This is a genomic window from Pseudomonas sp. ACN8, assembly GCF_002303925.1.
Lineage (GTDB): Bacteria > Pseudomonadota > Gammaproteobacteria > Pseudomonadales > Pseudomonadaceae > Aquipseudomonas.
This window is the reverse complement of record NZ_MRCS01000101.1, coordinates 1-3409: the sequence shown is the minus strand read 5'-3', so window position 1 is coordinate 3409 and position 3409 is coordinate 1. Positions and strand designations below refer to the sequence as shown.

Genomic DNA, 3409 nt, shown 5'->3' with positions numbered 1-3409 from the left:
AAGAAAAGGTGTCGGCGGGTTGTTTCTGGATCACCGCCCAAGGCCATCAAGGCCAAGGACGGTGAAGATTTCAAAAACCCGGTTTCCAGTGGACCGTAAGGCTGCTCCGCTTAAGTGAACAGCATTAGGCCCAGGCCGGGGTTTTCTATTTCGCGGTTGCATCTATAGCAAGCTACTGTATAAACCGCCCCATATAAACCGCGCCATACAAGCAAGAGGATCCCGGACGTGGAAGAAATCATCGAACAACTGCGTGAAGCCAACGAACCGGTACCGGTCCCCTTGGAACTGCCCGACGAAGACCTGCTGGTCGAAATCGAAGAACAACTGTTCATCGACATTCCGTTCGTCTTCAGAGAGTTTCTGCTGACCGTCAGCGACGTCGTCTACGGCAGCCTGGAACCGGTCACCGTGACCGACCCGCAATCCCACACCTACCTGCCCGACGTTGCCGCCAACGCCTGGGACGCCGGCGTCGATCGCAGCCTGATCCCGATCTGCCAGGACGGTGATGACTACTATTGCGTCGAAGAAGACGGCACCGTGGTGCTTTGGCAGGCCGAAGAAGAGCTGATCGCCGAAGAAACCTGGGAGTCGGTGTGGCACTGGGCACGGGACGTCTGGCTGGAAAGCTGACCCAGTCAACGCCGCTAGGTGGTCAGTGCCCGGACGACTCCTTGTGATTGTCGAGGGTTTCCAGCAACGCCACCTGCATCCGCGTATGCACACGAATGAACCAACGCCACAGCAGCGCCGCCACGGCGGCCGCGACCACGGCGATCAGCATCAGCAACTTGTTGGTCGGCAGAATACTGGCCGACAAGGCTGCCAACAGCAAAAAGATCACCAGCAGCGACAGGATCGGGATCACTTCGGCGATCACCCGGCGCACTCGCTGCGTGTGGCGCCCGGCCATCTCCGGCTTCACGCCCATTTCCGCCAGCAACATCGACAGTGCCTTTAGCTTTCGGTACGCCGCAATCAAAAAAGGCAGCGATAACAGCAGCGCCCCACCCCAGATCAACGCCTTTTGCCAGCTCGGGTCGCTGATCCAGGCTTGCAGGTAGGCCGACATGCGTTCGGCGAAATACGCGCCCGAGAAGAAGATTGCGATCACGAGCGCCAGATTGACTCCCACCTGCAACAAAATCCGCCGAATCATGGATGCCAGTAACGCACCCTCACCCTGAGGCTGGATGCTGCGCAGCCATTCGCCATACATCCCCAACACCCGTCCCAGACGTTCTGGCATGGCGCCGGCGAGCTTGATCGACAATGGATCAGCCGCGCGAATCAGATAGGGCGTCAGCAGGGTTGTGATCACCGAAACCGCCACAGCCACGGGGTATAAAAAGTTGCTGGTGACCTGCAACGTCATGCCCAGTGCCGCGATGATGAAAGAGAATTCGCCAATCTGTGAAAGCCCCATCCCGACCCGCAGCGAGGTACGTCCGTCATTGCCGGCGATAAATGCACCAAGGCCGCAGGACAACATCTTGCCGAGCACCACGGCTACGGTGATTACGGCGATTGGCCAGGCGTACTGAAGCAGGATCGCCGGATCGAGCATCAGCCCGATGGCCACAAAGAAAATCGCACTGAAAAGATCGCGAACCGGTTCAATCAAACGCTCGATTTTCAGCAGTTGCCGGGACTCAGCCATGATCGCGCCGATCAGGAATGCCCCGAGGACCATGCTGTATTCAAGCTTGACCACCAGCAGGCAGAAGCCAAAACACAGGCCCAGTACCGTGATCAGCAGCATTTCGTTGCTGTCGAATCTGGCGACGTAGGCCAACAGCCGCGGCACCATCAGGATGCCGATGACCAACGCGACGATCATGAACAGCGACAGTTTGCCGACCGTGGAAAACACTTCGCCGGAGCTGACCGTACCGCTGACCGCGATGCTGGACAGCAGCGCGATGATGCCGATGCCCAGAATGTCCTCGACGATCAGCACACCGAATATCAACTGGGCAAATCGCTCGTTCTTCAGTTTCAGATCATTGAGCGCCTTGACGATGATGGTGGTCGAGGAAATCGCCAGGATCGCGCCGAGGAACAGTGAGTCCATGGTGTTCCAGTCGAACCAGCGACCGATCTCGTAGCCGATCCAGATCATCAGCACGATTTCCAGGAATGCCGCGATGAATGCCGTGGCACCGACCTTGAACAACTTGCGCAGGCTGAACTCCAGGCCCAGGCAGAACATCAGGAATATCACCCCGAGTTCGGCCAGGGTCTTGATGGTTTCTTCATCATGGATCAGGCCGAATGGCGGGGTGTGCGGGCCGATGATGAAGCCGGCGACGATGTATCCCAGTACCACCGGTTGTTTCAGGCGATGGAAAACCACGGTGACCACACCTGCGATCAACATGATCACTGCCAGATCCTGAATGAAACTGATGGCATGCATGGCGAGCGGCTCCCTGATTGAAGTTGCCCGATTCACAGACGCAGGAATACGTCTAATCGAACCGAACAAAAGTCTGCTTTACGCGTAGGAAAAGTCCCTGCGTCCGGGCTTTTGCAGCGTAACACCGCGACTTCCGACAGAAAGGCGGTGCAATATATGGAAACAGATCGATCCGGCGTGACGGCGACCCGGCACCCGGCGTCCCGATAACTGTTGGTTTGAAAAAACCGCCGAGGCACCCGCAGAGGTGCATCCCTCAAACCTGGCCTTGACCCGTGAGAATGCTATGGAACCCGGAAACGCCCAACTGTCGATGACGGTATTGATGACCCCCGACATGGCCAACTTCTCTGGCAATGTTCACGGCGGTACCCTGCTCAAATACCTCGACGAAGTGGCCTACGCCTGCGCCAGCCGTTATGCCGGCCGCTATGTGGTGACCCTGTCGGTGGATCAGGTCATTTTCCGTGAGCCGATCCATGTCGGCGAACTGGTGACCTTTCTCGCCTCGGTCAACTACACCGGCAATACCTCCATGGAAGTAGGCATCAAAGTGGTGACCGAGAACATCCGTGAACGCTCGGTGCGCCACACCAACAGTTGCTTCTTCACCATGGTCGCGGTGGATGACCAACGTAAACCGGCATCAGTACCACCGCTGCAACCGCAGAATAGCGAAGACAAGCGTCGTTACATGCAGGCGCAGCAGCGCCGACAGATTCGTCAGGAGTCGGAAAAGCGCTATCAGGAGATCAAGGGCGACGTCTGAATCTTGTCGCGACTCTAGCCCCCATCGCGAGCAGGCTCGCTCCCACAGTTGATTTCAGTGGACACAGATTTTGTGTACGACAAAGATCCAATGTGGGAGCGAGCCTGCTCGCGATGGGGGCAGCGCTGAATCAGAGACTGATGGGTGTAGCCTCGAACCGCACCCGCGGATGGGCAATCCGGTCCTGAGCCCGTACCAGTTCCAGCTCGTAGCTGGCA

At 57.6% G+C, this 3409-nt stretch carries 4 protein-coding genes; 2 read left to right on the top strand and 2 right to left on the bottom strand.

Going from position 1 to position 3409, the window contains the following annotated elements; all coding sequences use genetic code 11:
- Nucleotides 1-228: 228 nt before the first annotated feature.
- A complete protein-coding gene (locus BSF44_RS29035) occupies nucleotides 229-636 on the top strand; it encodes an SMI1/KNR4 family protein (protein WP_003187120.1) in 408 nt (135 codons plus the stop codon).
- 22 nt (nucleotides 637-658) lie between these two features.
- On the opposite strand, the gene BSF44_RS29030 is transcribed toward BSF44_RS29035, so the two are convergent.
- On the bottom strand, nucleotides 659-2422 hold the full coding sequence (locus BSF44_RS29030) for a cation:proton antiporter (RefSeq protein ID WP_095946418.1): 1764 nt from the start codon (nucleotides 2420-2422) through the stop codon (nucleotides 659-661).
- Between the two features lie 286 nt (nucleotides 2423-2708).
- Between BSF44_RS29030 and BSF44_RS29025 the strand changes: the two genes are divergently transcribed.
- Nucleotides 2709-3191 carry an acyl-CoA thioesterase gene (locus BSF44_RS29025; protein WP_046038855.1) on the top strand — a complete coding sequence of 161 codons (483 nt, stop codon included), beginning with the start codon at nucleotides 2709-2711 and terminating at the stop codon, nucleotides 3189-3191.
- A 130-nt stretch (nucleotides 3192-3321) separates the two neighbouring features.
- On the opposite strand, the gene BSF44_RS30915 is transcribed toward BSF44_RS29025, so the two are convergent.
- Nucleotides 3322-3409, bottom strand: an 88-nt coding sequence (locus BSF44_RS30915) for a hypothetical protein (RefSeq protein WP_256589180.1), incomplete at its 5' end; no start/stop codon positions are given.